Raw genomic sequence first — 22,682 nt, 5'->3', positions numbered from 1 at the left:
CTTTGCCTTTTCCAGGGAAAGATTCCAGTCTTAGAGGAGAATGGTTATTTTTGCACTCTCATTTCCTAATCGATCAACTGCTGTAACTGCAACATTAGTCAGTTTATTATTGTTTTCTACAGCAGACTTAATCAGAAAGCGATCATTACGATTTAAGATAACAGAGCTCCAGGTACCACCATACTTATAGTATACAATCCATTTAAATACATCCTTAGCATTTGTATGGTTCCATGCAATCTTCCACTCCCCTTGTATTAATTCAGTTCTAACAACAGGCACATTAGGCGTAGTATCACCTAACCAGGGTGTAGGTGGTATGAGCGCTTGTTTCTTATAAGGACCATCTGCGATTCCTTTAATCAGCTTTTCATGCTTGGTTAAGCCTCCAATGCTCCAATGAGCCGCTCCCGGACTATTGGGCAGCATTCCACGAGTCAGCATAATCTGATTTACAATCTCATCCACATTTTTATCATCGCCACCAAGTGCTACATTCATACCAGGCCAAAGATGTCTTTTCATGGTATTTTCAGCCTCCCACCAGCCCAGTAATACCGGAAAACTTTGAGCAGGACTGTTGATTGTCCAATACAACTGAGGCATGAAATAATCGATCCAACCTTTATTTAACCAAAGCTTTGCATCAGCATACAGTTTATTATATTGATCCATCCCTTTTATTGAAGCAGGATAACCCGGTCTCCATATCCCAAATGGACTAAGACCAAATTTCACATATTTCTTTTCAGCTTTAATTTCTTTATAAAGTCTTTCAATAAATTGGTTTACACTTTGACGACGCCAGTCTCCCCTATTTAATTTCCCTCCATTTTTCAAGTAAGCATTCCAGCTTACATCATCAGGAAAATCTGCACCTCCATTATAAGATTCATAGGGATAAAAATAATCATCAAAATGCACTCCATCGATATCATAACGTTTTACAATATCCTGTACAACTGCCGAAACATGGTCTTGAGTACCTTTATTTGATGGATCCATCCAATATTGCCCATCCTTTAGTTTCACTACAAGATCTGGCCTTTTTTTAACGATAGACTGTTCACTAATCACTTTTCCCGTCGTATGATGTGAGCGGTAAGGATTAAGCCATACATGGAGCTCCAGTCCACGGTCATGCGCGGCCTCAATCCAAAACTCCAATGGATCATAATAAGGACTGGGTGCTTGTCCCTGCCTGCCTGTTAAAAAAACTGACCAGGGTTCCAGACTACTGTTATAAAAAGCATCGGCTTGAGGCCTAACTTGAAATATCACAGCATTAAAATTATTCTTTTTTAAAAAATCAAGCAGCACAATGGCTTCCTTTTGCTGATCAGCAGTACTTAAACCTGATTTAGACGGCCAGTTTATATTGGCTACCGAGGCTACCCATGCTGCACGGAACTCTCTATCTACCTGTGGTGGTATGTCGGCTGCTACAGCTTTAACATTAGCCACTTTTGCATTAGAAGCCATTGCAGTTTTCTTCCTGGCTCCACAAGAATATAACAAAAAAAGGCTGCAGCAAGATAATGCCAGCAAGCCTTTTTTAAGATTTTTAAATGATATTTTCAATGGTCTGTAGCTTTAATTTATGATGTAACAAATATTTGAGACACCATAAATTTACAAACAATATTGACCTTTAGTACCTGGTCATGTTTTTTATTTACAAGCCGTTAAGCCGTTTGTAATTTCGCTATGTTTCTGTAAGGGAACTCACCAAAAATGTGACGGCGTGCAAACCTACCTGGAGAATCAGCATTAACCAATTTCACATAAACTGCTTTTGGAACACCAAAATATTCATAAGCACTACCATCCAGAAACTGTACAGTAAGTACCAATCCGGCCCAGTTGTAATCGGCAATACCACAATTAGTCGTAGTTTGCGTGTATTCATCAATAGAAATTGCCAGTGTTTCCGGTGCTATACTTACCAGGAAGTGATAAGCTTCTATAATCTCTTTACTTTTAGTTTCTGCCTCTAATTTAGCCTCTTCGCTATCCTGAAACTTATCCGGGTGCCAGTCTTTCATTAAATTCCTGTAAATGGATTTCAATTCTTTCAATTCGGCATCCTTTTGTACACCCAATAGTTTTCTGTAATCAGTGATCTTCTTCATAAAATTTGCGCAAAGGTACGGAGATTACTTCGCAATTGCATTAATTTTCAATTATTTATATCAAGAAATGCTACCCTTTGAGTAGCATTTCTTGTTTTGCATTATTTTGAAGCTTTTTCAACAACTTTATCCGCTGGGATAGATTTAGAAGTTCCATTTCCTTCAGGTTTATAAATTGCTCCTGTCGCGAAATCAACTATAAGCCCTGGCCAGAATAAAAGAATATCTGCAATCAAGGCAACTGGCCTGATCGACCTTTGTGGCTCTCCATCCATAGGTTTTCTCTTTTGTGCATCCGTTACCTTTCCGCCAAAAACTGTAGCACATGAACTTAAAGAGCTTGCAATGGTAATCGCAATAAGGGTATTAATTAAAATTTTCTTCATCGAGTTTTGTTAATTTAGAATAAAATATTTTCCCAAATATACTATCTCAAGTTCAAATAGTAAAAAACATTTTTTTTCTGTTATTAAGTTAAAATCCTTTTATATTTTGCGAACATGTTTAAAATTGGATTAGCTGAAGACGACCAAAAAATAGCTGCGCTAATAAAAACCGGCCTTGAAGAATATGGTTATGAAGTAACCAGTATTTCAGATGGTCAACAAGCATTAGAAATTTTCAGCACTATAGATTTTGACCTGGTCATTCTGGACATTATGATGCCAGGACTTAATGGCATTGCGGTCTGCCGACAACTTAGAGCGGTAAATAAATCAACCTCCATTCTTATGTTAAGTGCTTTAGGAGCCATTGACGATAAGGTAAACGGTCTCAATTCTGGTGCCGATGATTACCTGGTAAAACCTTTCCATTTTAAAGAATTACTGGCTAGGATTGAAGCATTGTTAAGAAGACATCAGCCTGAAGTAAATAAAAAAGATAACCAAGTACTCAGCTATGATGACATTACTTTAAATATCTACAGCAAAGAGGTTCAACGTGCTGGAGTACCAATTACACTTACGGCCAAAGAGTTTACCTTATTAGAACTATTTTTACGTAACCCAAACCGACTTCTATCCAGACAATATATTGCGGAAAATGCATGGGACATTAATTTTGACACCGGCACCAATGTAATTGATGTTTATATCAACTTTCTTCGTAATAAAATTGAAAAAGGTTTTGATAAAAAGCTCATCCATACTAAAATAAATATGGGCTATATCCTTAAATAACAGTATGAAAATCAAAGACAGACTAGCATTATACTTCACTTTAAGTACCACCTTACTCATGCTGGTCATATTGTCTGCTATTTATATCACTTTCCTTAAATTCATGGAGGCCGACTTCTTTGCAAGGCTTACAGACCGCACCATGGTTACAGCAAAGTTATATCTGGAGGCTGATGAAATCTCCTCAGATTCATTAAATAAGATTAGGAGCCTGTACCTTGAAAAACTAAACGGCGAAGTGATCAGGGTATATGATTCGAAAAACACTGCTGCATTTATTGGCGATGACCAGCAATACTGGAGCAACAGCACAATTAATAAAGTACGAAATGCAAAAAAACTAAGGTTCAAAGATGGAGAAAGACAAGTCGTAGGAATCTATTATAAAGATAACCAGGGAGATTTCGTAATCATAGCTTCTGCGGTTGACCAAAGTACTCACTATCGACTGGATAAATTACGTAAAATTATGCTGGCTACTTTCGTAATTGTTTTTATAGGTCTGCTCCTATCCGGACGCTGGATAGCAAAAACGATACTAAGCCCTCTAAATCTCTTCATCAAAGAAGTTAAACAGATCAAATCCAGCAACCTGCACTTTAGAGTCCATGAGGGAAAAAATAAAGATGAAATCAACTTGCTTGCGCAAAATTTCAATAACCTGATGGAACATCTGGAACAAGCTTTCGCATTACAAAGAACTTTTGTGGCCAATGCATCTCATGAACTGAGAACACCAATAACCAGAATGACAATTGCTGCCGAACTTGCGCTCTCTCAAGAAAGGGAAAAACAAGATTATCAACAAGCATTAAACTCGGTCCTGGAAGATGCTGGAAAAATGGAAAGCATCATTACCGGACTAGTCAACCTTGCACAAGCAGATCTCGAATTTGCCACTTCTCAACTTAGTCCTGTTCGCATTGATGAAATGTTATGGACATTACAAAAAGACTGGAAAGAAAAAGAAGCAGTTGATCTTCTTATCACCATGAATAACTTACCGATGGATGAAACTGAGCTCATTATTCAGGCAAATCCAACGCTTTTACATATTGCATTCAATAACATCATCTCTAACGCATTCAAATTTTCAGATCATCAGTCAGTGCAATGCACATTGAATATCCAACAAACAGAGATTTGTATTGCTATAACTGATCAGGGAACAGGAATGCCTGAGACAACAATAAAGGAAATATTTAAGCCCTTTTATAGCGCAGCTGCTGAAAGTAGACATACGGGTAATGGAATGGGACTCTATATGGCACACAAAATCATTACACTTTACAAAGGTAGTATTAAAGTCAACTCAAAAAAAGGTCATGGCAGTACCATAACTGTCATTTTTCCAAAATTTTAATCCCATTTTAATTTCCCTTTAATTCTTCTTTAATTCCGTAGTGATAGGTTTGACCAAACACTACGCAAATGGTTCATTTATCACAAAAATTCAGTTCTTTATTGAGCTTATTGACATTGCTATTTATAGCATCGACCACATCAGCTCAAACAGAAACGAAGATTCAGCTCAGTCTTTCTGATGTAGAGAAACGTTTTGTACAGAACAACTACCAGCTGATTGCCCAGCAATACCAAACAGATCAGGCTTATGCTGATGTCATAACTGCCCGCTTATTTGACAATCCTGAGATCAGTTATGAGAATCTGCTATACAATCCTGAAACTAAGAGATTTCTAGGTACGAGTAGGGCTTACGGACAATATCAGGCATCCCTTTCACAAATGATCAAACTGGCACGTAACCGTAATAAAAACATACAATTGGCTACTACCGGTGTCAAGCTTGCAGAATACCAATATTTTGACCTCATGCGTACTTTACGTTTTAACCTCAGGTCTGCCTTTTACAAAACTTTTTACGATCAGCAATCAGCCAAAGTTTACGAAGAACAACTCAATTCTTTAAAGTTGTTATTGACTGCCAATGAGCAACAATTAAAACTAGGCAACGTCGCCTTAAAAGATATCATCAGAATCAAATCCTTACTCTATACAATACAAGGTGAATATAATAGTATTATGAATGATATAGAAGATTCAAAAACCGAAATTAAACTAATGACTAACCTGTCGGCAAATGCTGATTTTGATTTAATTGTTTCTACAGAAGAAGAACAAAGATATCTGTTAAGCAAGCACGTGTACAGCAACTTACTGGACTCTGCACGTAACAACCGTGCAGACCTTCAACTGGCAAAAACAGAAGTTTCTTATGCAGCACAAAACCTCAGATTACAGAAAGCTAATGCAATACCTGATATTGAGCTTTCGCTTAGCTATGACCTGAAAGGAAGCTATCCAGACAACTATACTGGCATTGGAATTAAGCTTCCTATTCCATTGTTCAATAGAAATCAAGGAGAGGTTAAAAAAGCAAGAATTGCCATACAGGTTGGGGAAAATCAACTGCAACAACAAGAAGCTATATTAGAAAACGAAGTTTACAACAGCTATACATCTGCATTAAGAACTGAAAACCTATACCAGGCCCTAGATAAAAATTTCAATACGGATTTCGGCAAAATGATTACTGAAGTGATCAGGAACTTTAAAAATAGAAATATCAGTCTTATTGAATTTATGGATTTCTATGATTCTTATAAGACCAGCACAATTCAGATGAACAGTCTGAAATACGAACGTATGCACGCAAAAGAAGAAATCAATTTTGTAACCGGATCCAACATTTTTAAATAAAGGCACACATGCAAAATATGCTACAAAACATCGGTAAGTTAACCGCTTTATCTATCGCTTTACTACTAACCAGCTGTGGCGAACAGACTAAAGAAACACCAAAAGATGAAAAGTTTGAACTAACTGACTCTCTTATCTCTAAACTAAAAATAGATACTGTTAGAGGTGCAAATAACCAAATCGACATTAATTTTTCAGCAAAAATCACTGCAAATGAAGAGAAGATGGCCAAAATCTATCCTATGGTAAGTGGTTATTTACAAAATGTACCAGTAAAACTGGGTGATCGCGTAAATAAAGGCCAATTACTCGCCACAATGACCAGTGCAGAAATGGCTGGATTTGGCAAGGAAGTCGTTAGTTCATCAGCAGAATTAAAGAATGCCCAGCGGTATCTTAAACTAACAGAAGATTTATACCATAGTGGCCTAACATCTGCATTGGAATTGGAACAAGCTAAAAATGACCTGCTGGTAAAACAAGCAGAAGATAAAAGAAGCAAGTCTATTTTAAGCCTTAATGGAGGTAACAAAAATGGTCTTTACAATTTAACATCGCCAATTTCAGGCTTTATTATTGAGAAAAATGTAACCACTAATACACAAGTCAGACCAGACAACAATGAAAGCATTTTTACTGTAGCAGACCTTTCTAATGTATGGGTGCAGATTAATATTTATGAAAGTGACATCTCTAAAGTAAAAGAAGGAGATGAAGTAGATATTGCTATTCTTTCTTATCCGGATAAATCTTTCAAAGGAAAAATAAGCAAAATCAACAACATGCTGAACAGCGACAGCAAAGTCATGAATGCCCGTGTGGTGATCAATAATCCAGACTATTTATTAAAACCCGGTATGATGGCCTCAGTGTTGATTGCAACAAAAAGCAATAGTAGTCTTCCGTCAGTAAATGCTAACTGTCTCATTTTCGACAACAATAAATATTATGTACTGGTATTAGACGAAGTAAAGAAAATAAGGATTCAGGAAATTGAAATCAGCCGCAAGTTTGAAAGTAAAGTCTATATCAGCAAGGGTTTAAATGCAGGCGATCGTATAGTTGCGTCTAAGCAATTATTTCTTTTCGACAGCATAAAACCATAATCTTCATCATCCTTTAAATTCAAACTGTAATGAATAAATTCATTAAGTCTATCATAAACTTTTCCCTGAAGAATAAATACTTCATCTTCTTTGCTACTTTCATTTTAGTACTAGCGGGATATTTAAGTTTCAAAAAAACTACTATCGAGGCATTTCCTGATGTCACCAATACCAATATTACCATCATTACACAATGGCCGGGGCGTAGTGCAGAAGAAGTAGAAAAATTTGTCTCACGACCTCTTGAGATAGCAATGAACCCCACAGAGAAAAGAACCAGCATCCGCTCTTCTTCTCTTTTTGGCTTATCGGTCGTAAAAATCACCTTTGAAGATGATGTAGATTACCAATTTGCACGTGTACAGGTAAACAATCATCTGGATGAAGCTGATCTTCCCTCTGGAGCTAAACCCGAGGTACAACCTCCGTACGGACCTACAGGTGAGATCTTCCGCTATACTTTAAAAAGTGACAAGGAATCAGTAAGAGATCTAAAAACCATTCAGGATTGGGTTGTTCAGCGAGAGTTGCTTTCCGTTCCGGGAATTGCAGATGTGGTTAGCTTTGGGGGCGAAGTAAAAACTTATCAGATTACTGTTCATCCTCAAAAATCATTACAATACGGAGTAACTGCTACAGAACTATTTGAAGCAGTATCTAAAAGCAATGTCAATGTAGGTGGAGATGTTATTGAACAAAGCGGACAAGCTTATGTAGTCAGGGGAATAGGCATTTTAAACAATATTGATGAGATTAAAAATATAGTTGTCGACAACTTTAATGGCACACCAGTATATGTAAAAACCATTGCTGAAGTTACAGAATCCGCTTTACCACGATTGGGACAAGTTGGACGTGACCTTGATCCTGATGTAGTAGAAGGAATTGTGGTTATGCGTAAAGGGCAAAATCCAAGTGAAGTGATTGCTGCCCTGAAAGAAAAAATAAAGGATATAAACGATAATATTTTACCAGGTGATGTAAAAATCAGTCCTTTTTATGACCGTGAAGACCTGGTTAATTTCGCTACACATACCGTAATGGGCAATATGCTGGAAGGAATCATTTTTGTAACTTTGATTGTATTCCTATTTATGGCCGACTGGCGCACTACACTTATCGTCTCCCTAATCATCCCTTTATCGCTTCTCTTTGCATTTATCTGCCTAAAAATGAAAGGTATGTCGGCCAATCTACTCTCCATGGGCGCTATAGATTTCGGGATCATTATAGATGGCGCAGTAGTGATGGTAGAGGGCATTTTCGTGGCCCTTGATTACCATGCGCGGAAAAACGGCATGGATAAATTTAACCGGATGAGTAAACTAGGGATCATTAAAAAGGCCTGTCTGGAAAATGGTAAAGGAATCTTTTTTGCCAAACTAATTATCATTACCGGCCTGATGCCCATCTTTACATTCGAAAAGGTAGAAGGCAAGATGTTCTCGCCATTGGCATGGACATTAAGTTTTGCACTACTGGGGGCCTTATTGCTAACATTTACGCTTGTACCGGCATTGGCCAGCATACTGTTAAAGAAAAACGTAAAAGAAAAGCACAACATCTTTTTAGAATATCTCACAAAAGGTGTAATGGGTACATTTAATGCTGCTTTTAAAGCTCGAAAGGCAGTCTTTACAGGAGCAATGGTTGCATTAGCGTTGGGGATATTTTCTTTCAATTTTCTAGGTACTGAGTTTTTACCAACTCTTGATGAAGGATCTATTTATGTACGTGCCAGTGCTCCGCTTAGCGTTTCTTTGAATGAAACAAAAAAGCTAAGTAATGAGATGCGTAAAGTATTTTTAAGTTTTGATGAGGTAAAACAGGTCATGTCACAAACCGGCCGACCAAATGATGGTACCGATGCCACCGGCTTTTACAACATGGAATTTCTGGTAGATATTTATCCCAGGAAAGAATGGAAACGTAAAGGTAGCAAAGAAAAACTTGTACAACGTATGCAGGAAAAACTAAAAAGTTATCCTGGCATTAGTCTAAATTTCTCTCAGCCTATTTCTGATAATGTTGAGGAAGCGGTATCAGGTGTTAAAGGCTCCATTGTAGTAAAAATGTTTGGTAATGACTTCAATTTTATAGAAGAGCAAGAAGAGAAAATAGAAAACATCCTGAAAACTGTTCATGGCATTGAAGATCTTGGTATTTTAAGGAACATGGGACAACCAGAACTAAGAATTAATCTGGATCAGAGCAAAATGGCTTTATATGGAGTGACTACAGAAGATGCAAATGCTGTTATTGAAATGGCTATTGGTGGAAAAGCTGCCACCCAAATTTACGAAGGAGAAAGAAAATTCGATCTCCGGATTCGTTATCCAGAAGATTTCAGGAGTGATGAGGCTGCGATAGGCGCCCTGCGTATCCCTACTCTTTCTGGTGCGAAAGTACCTTTGAGTGAGATTTCCAATATCCGGAAAATTACTGGCCCCAGCATTATCTACCGAGACAAACACCAAAGATATGGAGCCATAAAATTCTCTATCCGCGGGCGCGATATGGGTAGCACCATTGCCGAAGCTCAGGAAAAAGTTGCAGCAGAAATCAAACTACCAAAAGAATATAAACTGGAATGGGCTGGGGATTTTGAAAATCAACAAAGGGCGACCTCCAGGTTATCAACAGCTGTACCTATTAGCTTAATACTTATCTTTTTTATCCTGTTCGTCCTGTTTGGGAATATTAAGGATGCATTACTGGTGTTAAACAATGTCCCTTTTGCATTGATTGGTGGTATACTTGCCTTGCTGATTACAAAGGTAAATTTCAATATTTCGGCAGGCATAGGATTTATAGCACTGTTTGGTATTTGTGTTCAGAATGGGGTGATTCTGATCACCCGATTCAAAACAAATATGGCCGAATTAAGACATCATCCGGGCTGGAGCTTTGCCGATGCCATTAAGGATGGTGTAGCTACCAGGCTAAGACCCGTAATTATGACCGCGATGATGGCTGCTATTGGTTTAATGCCAGCAGCATTGTCAACCGGCATAGGCTCGGAAGCCTCTAAGCCATTGGCTATCGTAGTAATTGGTGGCTTAATTACCAATACTATTTTCTGCTTATTTGTATACCCAATTGTATTTTATTGGGCCTATCAGAAAAAGGCTAAACAATAATATCATTTTAATACAAAGCTAATTGACTAAGTCAATTAGCTTTGATAGGCGTATACCATACTTTTTTTGGCGTGTAGCTTATCATCCACACGTTTCAAATGGTCTTTAAACAAAATGTGATCAGTATCGCTGTCGGTCGCCAGTAAAGCAAGCTTATACTTTTCTTTTGCAAGTACAAAATCGTGTTGCATTTCAGCATTCAAGCCAAGCTGTCCGTAAATTTCAGCTTTACCAACCCCGGGCATAAGTAATGCTTTTTCAGCAATAAGTTCAACTGATTTATACATTTTCAGGGTAACCAGTAACTTTAAATAATCTGTATATACATCTGGAAATTCAGCTTCCAGTGCTATACATTTTTTGAAATAAAATCCTGCTGTCTGGTAGTTTTTAAACTGATAGTAATAAAAACAACCTAACTGATAGTAAGCTCTGGCATAACCAGGATCTATATTGATAATTTCATTAAATATGTGAAGTGCCTTTGGTAGTTCACCGTAATGAAGTTCCTCTATTCCCTGCAGATATTTTTCGTCTACAGTATATAAAATGTCCATAAGGATATATTAGTTTGTTAAGGGCTTAGCCTTAACATTGATTTTTAAATAGTTAAATAAAAGTTGGCTATTGAAAGCTTTAAATAAGCAAGGGCACTAATGGCCGGGAAGAAAAACAAAGCCCATACCCTGCCTCATTAGCCAATAAGACTGGCTATTTTGCTTTTTCTGGATATGTTTAATATGTAACATGACTTTATTTTTTTACAAATATAGGAAATAATCTGTATCACAAAGAATTTAAGCAGGTTACACATTTTTTTCATAAAATAATTTGCATAACTGATTGGTTATATATAATTTTACATAACCAAACGGTTATATAAATAAAATTAGCATGAAAGCACGCAGAGATGTATTCCAGGCAATAGCTGACCCTACCCGCAGAGAGATACTCGGATTATTGGCAGAGCAAACATTAACCTTAAATAAGATTATAGAAAATTTTCAGATCAGTCAGCCAGCAGTATCAAAACACATTAAAATATTAACTGAATGTGGATTGGTTGCCATCACTCAGCAAGGACGTGAAAGATTTTGCGAGGCACGTCTTGATCAGTTAAATGAAGTTATGGACTGGGTTGAGCAATCCAAAAGACTATGGAATCACAGATTTGAAAAACTAGACAATTTCTTAATCGACTTACAAACCAAAAATCAAAACGATGAAACAAAGTAAAACTGAGCAAGGAAAAGAGTTGTTGATTACACATCTTTTCAATGCCCCAAGGGCTCTTGTATTTGAGGCCTGGACAGATCCCGAAAAATTAAAACATTGGTATGCTCCTGATGGCTGTACTATTGAGTTTAAATCTTTAAATGCGACACAAGGTGGCTCCTTTCATTCCTGTGTTCATGATCCAGTACATGGAGACTGTTGGATAAAGGGTCAATACAAGGAAGTAACAGCTCCTGAGAAACTAGTATTCACCATGATTATTTCCAATGAAAACGGAGATGATGTTAGATCGGCAGATGCAGGAAAGCCGGAAGATTGGCCGGAAGAAGTACTGACGACTGTTACTTTTAGTGAACTTGGAAATCAGACCAAGCTTACCATACATCAGAGTGTTTCTGAAGCTGAAGCTAAACAAACCGGCGCTTATCAAAGCTGGATTAAAATGTTTAATAAGCTGGAAACAATAATTTAGGCTAACACCGAACCAATTCTATTTTTGATTGTTATTGATATAAATGACAAAAAAATAAAAGTATGGGTTTAATGGGTTATTACCTGATTGCAGGCATCATGTTTATTGTTGGACTGATTGTCAGCAACCGGCTCAAAAGTAAATTTAACGAGTATAGTCAGATAGGGCTTCAAAACGGCATGAGCGGGAAAGAAATTGCACAAAAGATGCTTGCCGATAACGGCATTTATGATGTTCGTGTGATTTCAACACCTGGTCATTTAAGTGACCATTATAATCCGCAGGACAAAACGGTTAATTTAAGTCCTGATGTATATGAAGGACGAAGTATATCAGCGGCAGCAGTTGCGGCGCATGAGTGTGGCCATGCGGTGCAACATGCTACTGCTTATTCTATGCTTACTTTTCGTAGTGCAATTGTCCCCATAGTCAATGTCAGCTCTCAGTTATCGCAATGGATCATACTGGCCGGACTTGGTTTTCTATTTGGTTCTGCAAACCCTACTATACTACTAGTAGGTATTGCTTTGTTTGCCCTTACCACCCTTTTTACCATTATCACACTTCCTGTTGAATATGATGCCAGCAACCGTGCATTGTTATGGCTGGAAAGAAACAATATAACGACACCAGCCGAACATGATAAAGCCGCAGATGCACTTAAATGGGCTGCGCGAACTTATGTTGTAGCTGCAATCAGCTCGGTCGCAACCCTACTTTATTACATTCTGCTCTTCGTAAACAGCAGAGATCGTCATTAATTATTTAGAACAAACCATCTAACAAGCCATCGTTAACCAGATGGGGTATGGTAATATTCAATTGAGGAGTTCTTTCCATTTCTCTTTCAATGGCAAACCGGGCTTCTTTATTTCTAGCCCAGCTTCTTCTTGCAATACCATTGTTTACATCAAAAAACAACATACTCTTCAACTTTACAGCGGCTGCTTTCGTACCATCCAACACCATTCCAAAACCACCGTTAGTCACTTCTCCCCAGCCTACTCCACCACCATTATGAATGGATACCCAGGTTGCACCTCTAAAACTATCTCCAATCACGTTATGAATCGCCATATCAGCAGTAAAACGACTGCCATCATAAATATTGCTGGTCTCTCTGAAAGGAGAATCCGTTCCACTTACATCATGGTGATCTCTCCCCAATACAACTGGTGCAGATAACAAACCTGACTCCACTGCTTCATTAAACCTTTCAGCAATTTTAGCCCGACCTTCAGCGTCTGCATAAAGAATTCTGGCCTGTGAACCTACTACCATTTTATTGGCACCGGCTTCTTTAATCCAGGTAATATTATCCTGAAGTTGCTGTTGTATTTCGTCAGGAGCGATTTCTTTAATGTCTTGCAATACCTCCATTGCCAGGCGATCTGTTGTTCCTAAGTCTTTCGGGTCTCCTGATGTACAAACCCATCTGAAAGGTCCAAATCCATAGTCAAAGCACATAGGCCCCAAAATATCTTCTACATAGGAAGGATACTTAAAATCTATTCCATTAGCAGCCATTACGTCTGCTCCTGCCCTGCTACATTCCAATAAGAAAGCATTGCCATAATCAAAGAAATAAGTGCCTTTTGCTACATGACTGTTCACCGTAGCTGCATGTCTAACCAATGAAGCCTGTACCTTTTCTTTAAAACGTTCAGGATCTGATGCCATCATTACATTTGATTCATCATAGCTCAGACCTGCCGGATAATATCCACCAGACCATGGGTTATGTAATGACGTCTGATCTGATCCAATTTCCACAAAAATCCCGTGTTGATCAAAGTATTCCCAAACATCAACAATGTTTCCAATAAAGGCCAGAGATACGGTTTGCTGATCAGCTTGTGCTTTTTTTATCCTTTCCACCAACACAGCCAAATCTTCAATCAACTCATCAACCCAACCTTGTTCGTATCTTTTACGTGCCGCCGCAGGATTAATTTCTGCACAAACAGTAATGCAGCCAGTAATATTCCCAGCCTTTGGTTGTGCACCACTCATTCCACCTAATCCGGCAGTAAGGAAAATCCGGCCAGCAGGTGAAGCTGAAGCGCCCAGTTTCTTTCTGAAAGCATTCATCAATGTAATTGTAGTCCCATGTACAATTCCCTGAGGACCAATATACATGTATGAACCAGCAGTCATTTGTCCATATTGAGTTACCCCAAGGGCACTATATTTTTCCAGATCATCTGGTGATGAATAGTTAGGAATCATCATCCCATTCGTAACCACCACCCTTGGCGCAGCGGCCGAAGAAGGGAACAATCCCTGTGGATGCCCACTGTACATATTCAACGTTTGCTCATCTGTCATCTTTGACAGATATTGCATGGTTAAAAGATATTGTGCCCAGTTCTGAAAAACACCACCATTACCACCATAAGTGATCAACTCATGAGGATGTTGTGCAATTGCAGGATCAAGATTATTCTGGATCATGAGCATAATGCAGGCAGCATGCAGGCTCTGATAAGGATATTCATCAACCGGCCGAGCATACATCTCATAATCAGGTCTGAACCGATGCATATAAATCCGGCCATAAGTTTGGAGTTCAGTCAAAAAATCTGCCACTAGTTCCTCATGCCATGCTTCCGGGAAATACCGTAATGCATTACGAAGGGCTAACTTCTTCTCTTCCTTAGTTAATATATCCTTTCTTACCGGTGCATGGCTAACCTTCGGATCGTATTCTTTTTTTGCAGGCAATTGTTTAGGAATCCCCTGTAAAACTTGTTCCTTAAAATTCATGGTATCTGGAATTAATAATTTTCAAACAGATCAGTAAAGACTGTTTTACTGGCAACACCTTCTTTTTCTGCGGCATTCAATGCAATTTCAAGTATCTTTCCATCCTGTACCATTTCAATTACTTTTTCCATCATCTCATACATGATCTGATCTTCTTCCAGATGCTCAACTTTTGAACGCACATAATCGTGTACTGCATTAATCATCTTTCCTGATTTTAACGGAGCATGATAATCTATTGCCTGCGCTGCGCAGAAAAGCTCTATTCCTAAAATCCTTTCTACGTTTTCAATGACTTGTAAAGCTTTTCTTCCGCTGATCGACCCCATACTTACATGATCTTCTTGCCCTAAAGAAGTAGGAATACTATCTGCACTAGCAGGGAAACAAAGGCCTTTATTCTCACTAGCCAATGCTGCAGAAGTATATTGGAGAATCATAAATCCTGAATTTAATCCTGTTTCACGCATCAATAACTTAGGTACACCATCTGTATTTCCTTCCAGAGAAAGATAAATCCTGCGGTCTGATATATTCCCAATTTCTGAAGCCGCCAGACAAGCATAATCCAAAGGCATGGCAATAGGCTGTCCGTGGAAGTTACCACCACTAATGGTCAGGTCTTCGCTAAATATAATCGGATTATCTGTTACGGAATTGATCTCTATTTCCAGCGTTTCTTTTAAATGTAACCAGGCATTTCTCGATGCGCCATGTACCTGTGGAATACAACGTAAAGAATAAGGGTCCTGTACTTTTGCGCAATCCAGGTGCGAACCTACGATCTCTGAATCAGCTAATAGATTTCTAATGTTAGCGGCAACATGCTGGTTACCTTTATAAGGTCTTAGCTTATGTAAACCTTCGTCAAAGGGCTTTACAGACCCCATCAAGCCTTCCAGCATCATTGCGGCTGTGATATCTGCGGTAGCTAACACATTATAAAAACGCGCTACAACTTTTACTGCATGCGCAGCGATAAACTGAGTACCGTTAATTAAAGCAAGTCCCTCTTTAGGACCTAATGCAATTGGTTTTAAACCATATTCCTTTAAAACATCCTGTGCGGATACAATGTCCCCCTTATAGTGCACCCTGCCCAATCCAATTAATGGAAGGAAAAGATGAGATAGAGGAGCTAAATCGCCCGAAGCTCCTACTGATCCTTGTTTTGGGACTACGGGAATTACATCGTTCTCCAAATGCCAGATCATGCGATCTAATGTAGCTTCCTGGATCCCTGAATAACCTTGGGCCAATGCCTGTAACTTAAGCACCAGCATAATTCTGGAAATCTCATCATCAATTGGTACTCCAACGCCTACAGCATGACTCTTCAAAATATTCTCCTGGAGCTTTTTGGTATCTTCTGCAGAGATCATAGACGTACAAAGTGGGCCAAACCCAGTATTGATTCCATAAACTGCTTTATCAGAAAGGGCTATTTTCTCAACAATAGCACTGCTTTCTTTTATCTTCTGACGAGTTTCCTCGTTTAAAATCCCCTTTATTGTTCCTTTACTAATTGCAAGCGTTTTGCTTACTGTAAGGAAGTCTGAACCGTAATTAAAATTATGATTTGCACTCATCTCAAAAATCGTTTACACAAATATAACCCCTATCTTTGATACTTATAAATACCAATTACATCATCAATCAATAACCATGAGTTATCAAATAGAACTGCGACATTTAAAATACTTCCAGGTCCTTGCCCAGGAATTGAAGTTCAGAAAAGCCGCAGAGCTGCTGTTTATTTCACAGCCAGGTCTTAGCCGTCAGATTATGCAGATGGAAGAAATATTAGGTGCCAGTTTGTTTGACCGCAGTAAGAAAAAGGTAGAACTTACTGCAGCAGGATTGTATTTAAAAGAAGAAGTAGATTTTATCTTCAATCATCTGGAAACCATCCGCCGACAAATAGACAACATCAGTCAGGGTAAAGAAACGGAACTGCGCATTGGATTTTTAGGTTCTGCAGCACAAAAAACTGTACCGGAACTGGTACTGAAAATGAATCAGAAATATCCTGGAATTCAAACCATTTTGGATGAAATGCCGAATAGACTTCAAATCGAACAATTAGAGAAGGACAAGCTTGACCTTGCCTTTGTACGTTTACATCGATTACCAGAGGGCATATCCAGACAGCTTGTTCACCAGGATACCTTTGCCATGGTTTTACCCATTGACCATCCTGTAAATGAAGCCAATTTTAAAAGTGTAAGGGATTTTAGCAATGAGCCGTTTATCTTTTTCTCCAGCGAAGACAGTCCATTTTACCATGATCTGATTACCAGCATCTGCGAAGATGCAGGCTTCAGGCCAAAAGTTTCCCATAAATCCGTTAATGCACTTACTATATTCAAATTAGTAGAGGAGGGTCTGGGGGTAGCTATTGTACCCACATCTTTGCAATACGGGTACAATTTAAATGTTAAATTCATCGAGCTAAAACACATTCCACAACGAACGGAACTGTATGTCGCCTGGAAAGAATCAAACAGGAATCCTGCTTTAAAGAATGTTGTTGAACTCTTAGTTAAAAGAGAAACAGGACCAGACATTTAAGAATCTTTGAGTAGTTCAGGAATGGTAAAGTAAAATGTCGTCCCTATTCCTTCTTCACTCTCTACCCATAAAGTTCCACCGTGTTTTAACACGAAGTCATTACATAGACTTAAGCCGAGGCCCGTCCCCTTTTCTCCAGCGGTACCAAAAGTGGTATAATTGGAATTCTTATTGAACAGTTCATTGATTTTGTATTTGGGAATGCCTCGTCCATTGTCTTTAACAGAAAAGAGGACGCCATTGTTGTTACCCACAGCTTTAAGTCCAATAATCCCTCCTTTATCTGTAAATTTGACTGCGTTAGACAATAGATTTCTAACAATCGTTTCCAACATTCCAATATCCGCATGAAGCAAAAGATCTCCCTTTAAAGAGGGTATAATGCTAATGTTCTTCTTAACTGCCATTGGCGAAACGGTTTGAATACATTTATCAAAAAGACCCTCGAGGTTTTCAATTTCCACCGGATTAAAACTTACTGCATTAAACTGAGATTTTGCCCAGGTGAGTAAGTCTTCAAGCAACACATTTGCATTCGACAGTTCCGTTTTCATCATAGAAAGATAGGAATGCACTTCTTCAGCAGAACTGGATTCAAAATCATTAAGTGTCAGATCCAGCAATTGCAGACTTCCGGATATCGGGTTTCTCAAATCGTGTCCAATAATAGAAAACAATTTATTTTTTTGTTCATTGGAAGCTGTGAGTTCTGTATTTAGGGCTTGCAGAGCGTTCTCCTGGAACTTTCTCCTGGTTACATCTCTCATACTGCCTTCAGTTCCCATAATTACACCATTTTCGACATTAAGTTTAGCATTAACCGAGGCGTAACGCAACTCATCTTCTTTCGTTTTCAGTCTGACTTCAAAATCAATCACAGCACCATTAATTCGTAATTGTTCGATCATCCTTTCCCGGTCCTGTGGATAATAATAAAAATTACCTACAGGTTTTCCAATAATCTCCGTACGAAGATAACCTGAATGTTGCGCAATCGATGGACTGATTTCAGTAACGATACCTTCCTGGTTCGTCTGATAAAATACGTCCTGTACATTTTCGAAAATAGTACGATACTTCTTTTCGCTCAGTACCAGATCGTTTTCAATTTCTTTCCTTTTGGTAATATCTTCAATCTGTGATACATAATTTATTGCTTCACCCGCACTGTCATACAGCATCGTTGCCGCAATGACCACCCAGATAGGATTTCCGTTTTTATGCAGATATCTTTTTTCGTATTTTACTTCTTCAATTTTACCTAAGGCCAGATCTTCCAGGATCGTCTGGCTCTCCTTAAGATCGTCGGGATGAGTTAAGTCCTGAATACTGAGCGACTTCATTTCCTGCTCAGTGTAGCCAAGCATCTGGCATAAACTTCTATTTACCCGCTCCCATTTTCCCTCTGGACTTATCAAAGCCATTCCGACTAACGAATGTTCAAAAGCCTGCTTAAACTGAGCTTCACTTTGATACAATTCTTCCTCAAGCTTAATTCGTTTAGTCACATTAAACGCTACAGCACCAACCATTCCGCCTTCCCCATCTTTAAAGGGAAATTTATAGGTCTTATAATACTGGGGATGTCCGTTTTTATCTCTTACTGTTTGATGAAATTCTTTATTTTCACCAGACTTCAGAACATCTTGATTATTTATTTGTGCACTTCTGGCAATCTCAGAACCAAAAATTTCTTCAAGGGGTTTACCTATTGTTTCTTTAGTCAGATGAAGTGTTTCAAAGAAGCACTTATTGGCATATCTTAAAAAATTGCTGTCGTCGGCAATCCAGCACAGCCCTGGCAATTCGTCCATAAATGCGTAAAACCTCTTTTCATTCATCACAAAAGCACCATGTTCTGTATGATTTGTGATATCAGAAATCACATGATCCAATTCTGATGCTGACTTTGAGAGATATTCATGCAATAGATGCTGGTCTTCACAAGAATTACAATCCCTCAGTAATTCAACCAGTGACATGATCTGCGTAAGCGGTCCTCTAACTTTATGCGAATGCTTCCAGGCAATGTCAACTAGTTTCTTATTCTGGTCTTCTATTTCCTTTATATAATTTCGGTTTTCAGTAATATCCCTTTGGATAGAAATCCAGTGTGTGACTGTTCCTGTATTGTCTGTAACCGGACAAATGTTAATGCTTACATCAAAAGGTTTCCCATTTTTGGTATAATTAATCAGCTCCACATTACACGGAACTTTATTTTTTATAGCTGTATCAATCTTTCTTAAACCTTGTTGAGCGTTGTTATAACCATAAAAAATATCAGGGTTTTTTCCAATTAATTCTTCCCGGCTAAAACCAGACATATTCACCAATGCGTCGTTCACATAAATAATACCGGTACCGGTTTCAGCAGCATCGGTAATTAAAACACCATCAGTGGTATTGATCACTACTGATTCCAATAGCTTAGACCAGTGTTCTTCTTCTACAGCCTTGGTAACATACCTTTCCACACTCTCCATAATCTCCTTCTGGCTCAGTTCGCGACTAGTGATATCATGTGCTACGACAACCCGTGCCTGTTTATCTTCAAATTCAATAGCACTACTTTCAAGTTCCACACAGATCAGTTCGCCATTTTTCTTAACATGTCTGACGGTATTTTTACAGGGCTCTCCAGTTTCGAGCCCCTCCTTCATCATATTATCAATCATAGCCACATCTTCGGGTGGAACTAAAGCATTAATAGTCATCGATAAAAACTCATCCTTCGAAAACCCATAGTGTACTGTGGCGGCAATATTTACATCCAGAAAGTAGTATGTATTCACGTCGTACACCCACATCGACAATGGGAACCTTTCAAAAAAGTTATAATAGCTCGCTTTTCTTTTCATTTTAGTCCTTTACCTTTCGCATATTACTAAACGAAATGTAGTATTATTTGAACTAAAACATCGCAAAAACTATACTGATTTAATAAAATTCAATTCACAACAAACCTAAAACACTTACTAAAAGCACGTTATATTAAAATTTATTACCACTCCCTTAAAAAGTTTATACAGACCAAATCACATTGTAATCAGCTTCAATTTCTGTATAAGCAGGAAGCTCATAGTCTGTTTCTCCTAATCGGACATTCAAGGCTACTTTAGTCTCATTTTTAATCTTTACTCCATGCTCGGCAATCCTAATTTTCAACGTTGCCCCTCTGAAAATAATGGTAAAAGAAAAAGCTTCCCATTTGCCAGGTAAGAAAGGACTAAACTGCAACTGTCCGTTACGTACACGCATCCCCGCAAATCCTTCAACAATACTCATCCAGGTTCCTGCCATAGAAGTAATGTGCAAGCCATCCTCCGTATCATTGTTATAATTATCCAGGTCCAAACGAGCTGTACGCAAGTAAAACTCATAAGCCCTGGCTTCATCATTTAATTTTGCGGCTATAATGCTGTGTACACAGGGAGACAAAGAACTTTCATGTACCGTTTTCGGTTCATAATAATCAAAATTCCTCCTAATCGTTTCCAGATCAAAGTCCTCTTCAAAAAAGTAAAGTCCCTGTAAAACATCAGCTTGCTTAATAAAACAAGAACGAAGGATGCGATCCCAACTCCAATTCTGATTAAGCGGTCGGTCGCTCTCAGACAAATGCTTTACCGTAAGTGGTTCTTTATCCAGATAGCCATCCTGCTGCAGAAAGATTCCTCTTTTTTTATCTTCAGGATAATACATATTTTCCACAATATTGGCCCAATCTGTGAACTCTTTCTCTTTAAAATCCAGATGCTCAATCAATTGCTTATATTTTTTAGGATGCTGCTTTTTTACAGTTTCCGCAGCACTTATAGTATACTTTAAGCACCAGGCGGCAATTAAGTTAGTGTACCAATTGTTGTCTACATTGTTCTCATATTCATTTGGGCCTGTTACCCCCAATATCACATATTGATGTTTATGATTGCTCCAGTTGACCCGTTGTTTCCAGAACCTGGCAATAGCAATCAACACTTCCAAACCATATTCAATTAAGTAAGCTTCATCTCCGGTATAGCGGATATAATTATAAATAGCAAAGGCAATGGCTCCATTTCGATGGATCTCTTCAAAGGTGATTTCCCATTCATTATGACATTCCTCCCCATTCATCGTTACCATCGGGTACAAGGCCGCTCCATTGTCAAAGCCCAGCTTCTTCGCGTTTTCAATTGCTTTATCCAACTGCTTATAACGATAAACCAATAAGTTCCTGCTCACATCAGGCCCAGCTGTAGCCAGGTAAAAAGGCAGACAATATGCTTCAGTGTCCCAAAAGGTTGACCCCCCGTATTTCTCACCTGTAAAACCCTTTGGACCAATATTCAGGCGATCATCCTTACCGGTATACGTCTGGAACAATTGAAAAATATTAAACCTAATGGCTTGTTGAGCAGCTACATCTCCTTCTATCACAATATCACTTTCTTTCCATTTATTAGCCCATGCCTTAGCCTGTTCATCCAGCAAAACATCAAATCCCTGTTCTGCAGCTGCCTGCACCACATTTTTACAATGCTCCATCAATTCTGATTTGGGATGGTTCTCTGATGACAAATTTGCTGCGATTTTATATACAGTAATTTCCTCAGCTTCCTGAGCATCAATTGCAAAAGATTGTCCAACATACTTTTCACGATATACAGCTGTCAGTTCTGGATTTATCTGATCTTTACCTTTTAAAATCCTAAGGCTACTCCCTGTACAAACCTCAAAAGCTGTTTTCTTTGTCCTTAAGGTTAAATAGGCTTCATGATCAATAATTTCAGCAGCTACACTTTCCCAGAACTTTTCACCATAATTGCTATCTTGATTTTCAACATCCCCATCTATAAAAGCAGTAAAACTAAGTTGGGCATTAAAATTTAAAGGGGTAATACGATAACACATTGCAGCAACTTCATCATTAGCAATGCTGCAAAACCGGGTTGCTACAACATTTGCCTTTTTACCATCCTTTAAATTAGCGGTGAAGCTACGCTGCAAATAACCTTCCTGCATGTTCAGTTCCCGCTTAAAATCAGTTACCTCAACTTTTGCGAGATCCAGCATTTCATCATCTATCTTTACATTTAAACCAATCCAATTGGCCGCATTAATTACCTTGGCTAGTGATTCTGGATAACCATTTTTCCACCATCCAACCCGAGTCTTATCAGGATAGTAAACACCGGCAATATAATTGCCGGGCAAACTATCACCTGTATAAGTCTCTTCAAAATTGGCACGCTGCCCCATCCTGCCATTTCCCAAACTAAAAATACTCTCCGATATCTTGTTTAAATGTGGATCAAAGCCCTTTTCAATTATCTTCCACGCATCTGCTTTAATGTATTTCTTCATTATTTTTT

General features: G+C 38.4%; 17 protein-coding genes. 9 read left to right on the top strand and 8 right to left on the bottom strand.

Features of this window, described 5'->3' with window-relative positions; genetic code table 11:
- Nucleotides 1–30: 30 nt before the first annotated feature.
- The 3 genes from WC623_RS07740 to WC623_RS07730 all read right to left on the bottom strand — a co-directional run bounded on the left by WC623_RS07740 (nucleotide 31) and on the right by WC623_RS07730 (nucleotide 2,518).
- On the bottom strand, nucleotides 31–1,581 hold the full coding sequence (locus tag WC623_RS07740; protein ID WP_372849640.1) for a glycoside hydrolase family 10 protein: 1,551 nt from the start codon (nucleotides 1,579–1,581) through the stop codon (nucleotides 31–33).
- A 104-nt stretch (nucleotides 1,582–1,685) separates the two neighbouring features.
- Nucleotides 1,686–2,132: a KTSC domain-containing protein gene (locus WC623_RS07735; protein WP_372849638.1), complete on the bottom strand. Its 447-nt coding sequence runs from the start codon at nucleotides 2,130–2,132 to the stop codon at nucleotides 1,686–1,688.
- Between the two features lie 101 nt (nucleotides 2,133–2,233).
- A complete protein-coding gene (locus tag WC623_RS07730) occupies nucleotides 2,234–2,518 on the bottom strand; it encodes a hypothetical protein (protein ID WP_372849636.1) in 285 nt (94 codons plus the stop codon).
- A gap of 114 nt (nucleotides 2,519–2,632) precedes the next feature.
- On the opposite strand from WC623_RS07730, the gene WC623_RS07725 reads away from it, so the two are divergent.
- The 5 genes from WC623_RS07725 to WC623_RS07705 all read left to right on the top strand — a co-directional run bounded on the left by WC623_RS07725 (nucleotide 2,633) and on the right by WC623_RS07705 (nucleotide 10,280).
- Nucleotides 2,633–3,313 carry a response regulator transcription factor gene (locus tag WC623_RS07725; RefSeq protein ID WP_372849634.1) on the top strand — a complete coding sequence of 227 codons (681 nt, stop codon included), beginning with the start codon at nucleotides 2,633–2,635 and terminating at the stop codon, nucleotides 3,311–3,313.
- A 4-nt stretch (nucleotides 3,314–3,317) separates the two neighbouring features.
- Nucleotides 3,318–4,676, top strand: a complete 1,359-nt coding sequence (locus tag WC623_RS07720) for a sensor histidine kinase (protein WP_372849632.1) — start codon at nucleotides 3,318–3,320, stop codon at nucleotides 4,674–4,676.
- A 68-nt stretch (nucleotides 4,677–4,744) separates the two neighbouring features.
- Complete coding sequence (locus tag WC623_RS07715; RefSeq protein ID WP_372849630.1) at nucleotides 4,745–6,034, top strand: TolC family protein; 1,290 nt, start codon at nucleotides 4,745–4,747, stop codon at nucleotides 6,032–6,034.
- 8 nt (nucleotides 6,035–6,042) lie between these two features.
- Nucleotides 6,043–7,140 (top strand): efflux RND transporter periplasmic adaptor subunit, encoded by a 1,098-nt coding sequence (locus WC623_RS07710; RefSeq protein ID WP_372849629.1) that lies wholly within the window; start codon nucleotides 6,043–6,045, stop codon nucleotides 7,138–7,140.
- 29 nt (nucleotides 7,141–7,169) lie between these two features.
- Entirely contained in the window at nucleotides 7,170–10,280 is a 3,111-nt protein-coding gene (locus WC623_RS07705) for an efflux RND transporter permease subunit (protein WP_372849627.1), read from the top strand.
- 35 nt (nucleotides 10,281–10,315) lie between these two features.
- Here the strand turns inward: WC623_RS07705 and WC623_RS07700 are convergent, their stop codons facing one another.
- Nucleotides 10,316–10,837: a hypothetical protein gene (locus WC623_RS07700; RefSeq protein ID WP_372849625.1), complete on the bottom strand. Its 522-nt coding sequence runs from the start codon at nucleotides 10,835–10,837 to the stop codon at nucleotides 10,316–10,318.
- A 337-nt stretch (nucleotides 10,838–11,174) separates the two neighbouring features.
- Here WC623_RS07700 and WC623_RS07695 point away from each other — a divergent pair, with 337 nt between their 5' ends.
- The 3 genes from WC623_RS07695 (at nucleotide 11,175) to WC623_RS07685 (ending at nucleotide 12,749) form a co-directional block, all read left to right on the top strand.
- Nucleotides 11,175–11,516 carry an ArsR/SmtB family transcription factor gene (locus tag WC623_RS07695; protein ID WP_372849623.1) on the top strand — a complete coding sequence of 114 codons (342 nt, stop codon included), beginning with the start codon at nucleotides 11,175–11,177 and terminating at the stop codon, nucleotides 11,514–11,516.
- Nucleotides 11,503–11,988, top strand: a complete 486-nt coding sequence (locus WC623_RS07690; RefSeq protein ID WP_372849621.1) for an SRPBCC domain-containing protein — start codon at nucleotides 11,503–11,505, stop codon at nucleotides 11,986–11,988. The genes WC623_RS07695 and WC623_RS07690 overlap by 14 nt, the downstream gene beginning before the upstream one ends.
- A 62-nt stretch (nucleotides 11,989–12,050) precedes the next feature.
- Nucleotides 12,051–12,749: a zinc metallopeptidase gene (locus WC623_RS07685; RefSeq protein WP_372849619.1), complete on the top strand. Its 699-nt coding sequence runs from the start codon at nucleotides 12,051–12,053 to the stop codon at nucleotides 12,747–12,749.
- 4 nt (nucleotides 12,750–12,753) lie between these two features.
- On the opposite strand, the gene WC623_RS07680 is transcribed toward WC623_RS07685, so the two are convergent.
- Together WC623_RS07680 and hutH are read right to left on the bottom strand one after the other, a co-directional pair.
- Nucleotides 12,754–14,754, bottom strand: a complete 2,001-nt coding sequence (locus WC623_RS07680) for a urocanate hydratase (RefSeq protein WP_372849617.1) — start codon at nucleotides 14,752–14,754, stop codon at nucleotides 12,754–12,756.
- Between the two features lie 11 nt (nucleotides 14,755–14,765).
- The gene (hutH, locus tag WC623_RS07675) at nucleotides 14,766–16,343 is read right to left on the bottom strand and encodes a histidine ammonia-lyase (RefSeq protein WP_372849615.1); all 1,578 of its coding nucleotides are present in this window, start codon (nucleotides 16,341–16,343) and stop codon (nucleotides 14,766–14,768) included.
- Between the two features lie 76 nt (nucleotides 16,344–16,419).
- Here hutH and WC623_RS07670 point away from each other — a divergent pair, with 76 nt between their 5' ends.
- The gene (locus tag WC623_RS07670; protein WP_372849613.1) at nucleotides 16,420–17,325 is read left to right on the top strand and encodes a LysR substrate-binding domain-containing protein; all 906 of its coding nucleotides are present in this window, start codon (nucleotides 16,420–16,422) and stop codon (nucleotides 17,323–17,325) included.
- Here the strand turns inward: WC623_RS07670 and WC623_RS07665 are convergent.
- Both WC623_RS07665 and WC623_RS07660 read right to left on the bottom strand, forming a co-directional pair.
- On the bottom strand, nucleotides 17,322–20,186 hold the full coding sequence (locus WC623_RS07665) for a PAS domain S-box protein (RefSeq protein ID WP_372849611.1): 2,865 nt from the start codon (nucleotides 20,184–20,186) through the stop codon (nucleotides 17,322–17,324). The two genes, WC623_RS07670 and WC623_RS07665, sit on opposite strands and share 4 nt — an antisense overlap.
- Before the next feature lie 163 nt (nucleotides 20,187–20,349).
- Nucleotides 20,350–22,674: a glycoside hydrolase family 65 protein gene (locus WC623_RS07660; RefSeq protein WP_372849609.1), complete on the bottom strand. Its 2,325-nt coding sequence runs from the start codon at nucleotides 22,672–22,674 to the stop codon at nucleotides 20,350–20,352.
- Between the last annotated feature and the right edge of the window lie 8 nt (nucleotides 22,675–22,682).

The organism is Pedobacter sp. (assembly GCF_041645105.1).
Classification (GTDB): Bacteria; Bacteroidota; Bacteroidia; order Sphingobacteriales; family Sphingobacteriaceae; genus Pedobacter.
The sequence above is the reverse complement of the archived record's forward strand: the minus strand, read 5'-3'. Positions and strand labels throughout refer to the sequence as shown.

Excerpts from the sequence above, each read along its gene's own strand:
- WC623_RS07660 (WP_372849609.1), bottom strand. The coding sequence starts at position 22,674 with ATGAAGAAATACATTAAAGCAGATGCGTGGAAGATAATTGAAAAGGGC.
- WC623_RS07720 (WP_372849632.1), top strand. The coding sequence starts at position 3,318 with ATGAAAATCAAAGACAGACTAGCATTATACTTCACTTTAAGTACCACC.
- WC623_RS07695 (WP_372849623.1), top strand. The coding sequence starts at position 11,175 with ATGAAAGCACGCAGAGATGTATTCCAGGCAATAGCTGACCCTACCCGC.
- WC623_RS07670 (WP_372849613.1), top strand. The coding sequence starts at position 16,420 with ATGAGTTATCAAATAGAACTGCGACATTTAAAATACTTCCAGGTCCTT.
- WC623_RS07700 (WP_372849625.1), bottom strand. The coding sequence starts at position 10,837 with ATGGACATTTTATATACTGTAGACGAAAAATATCTGCAGGGAATAGAG.
- WC623_RS07710 (WP_372849629.1), top strand. The coding sequence starts at position 6,043 with ATGCAAAATATGCTACAAAACATCGGTAAGTTAACCGCTTTATCTATC.
- WC623_RS07690 (WP_372849621.1), top strand. The coding sequence starts at position 11,503 with ATGAAACAAAGTAAAACTGAGCAAGGAAAAGAGTTGTTGATTACACAT.
- WC623_RS07665 (WP_372849611.1), bottom strand. The coding sequence starts at position 20,186 with ATGAAAAGAAAAGCGAGCTATTATAACTTTTTTGAAAGGTTCCCATTG.
- WC623_RS07735 (WP_372849638.1), bottom strand. The coding sequence starts at position 2,132 with ATGAAGAAGATCACTGATTACAGAAAACTATTGGGTGTACAAAAGGAT.
- WC623_RS07725 (WP_372849634.1), top strand. The coding sequence starts at position 2,633 with ATGTTTAAAATTGGATTAGCTGAAGACGACCAAAAAATAGCTGCGCTA.
- hutH (WP_372849615.1), bottom strand. The coding sequence starts at position 16,343 with ATGAGTGCAAATCATAATTTTAATTACGGTTCAGACTTCCTTACAGTA.
- WC623_RS07685 (WP_372849619.1), top strand. The coding sequence starts at position 12,051 with ATGGGTTTAATGGGTTATTACCTGATTGCAGGCATCATGTTTATTGTT.
- WC623_RS07680 (WP_372849617.1), bottom strand. The coding sequence starts at position 14,754 with ATGAATTTTAAGGAACAAGTTTTACAGGGGATTCCTAAACAATTGCCT.
- WC623_RS07715 (WP_372849630.1), top strand. The coding sequence starts at position 4,745 with ATGGTTCATTTATCACAAAAATTCAGTTCTTTATTGAGCTTATTGACA.
- WC623_RS07705 (WP_372849627.1), top strand. The coding sequence starts at position 7,170 with ATGAATAAATTCATTAAGTCTATCATAAACTTTTCCCTGAAGAATAAA.
- WC623_RS07730 (WP_372849636.1), bottom strand. The coding sequence starts at position 2,518 with ATGAAGAAAATTTTAATTAATACCCTTATTGCGATTACCATTGCAAGC.